We start from the raw sequence: 366 nt of genomic DNA, 5'->3' as shown, positions 1-366 counted from the left end.
GCCGAGACCCGTGGCATCGCAGCGGCCCGGCTCACGCCACGAAGCCGCAAGGGCAGATAGACATTTTCCGCGGCATCGGCCCAGGGCAGCAAAGTCGGATCCTGAAAGACATAGCCGATCTCGCCGGGGGCTGGCGGCCCGTCATGGCCCCAGTCGATCTCGCCCGAGGAGGGGTGCTCCAGCCCGGAGAGCAGACGCAACAGCGTGGATTTGCCGCAGCCCGAGGGGCCGATCATCGCCGTCGCCTGGCGATCCGGGAAATCGATCGAGACATTCTTCAACGCGTGCGTCGCGCCGTAATAGAAATTCAAATTGCGGATGGAGACACGCGGCTCAGCCCCCGGGACCTGCTGCAGGGTATGGGGG

General features: G+C 65.6%; 1 protein-coding gene. It reads right to left on the bottom strand.

Going from position 1 to position 366, the window contains the following annotated elements:
• Positions 1–366 (bottom strand): ATP-binding cassette domain-containing protein (locus CKO33_RS13220; RefSeq protein WP_200182692.1); only part of this gene is annotated, 366 nt, incomplete at both ends.

Source organism: Ectothiorhodospira mobilis (genome assembly GCF_016584115.1).
GTDB classification, from domain to species: Bacteria; Pseudomonadota; Gammaproteobacteria; order Ectothiorhodospirales; family Ectothiorhodospiraceae; genus Ectothiorhodospira; species Ectothiorhodospira mobilis.
This window is presented reverse-complemented; position numbering and strand designations above follow the sequence as displayed.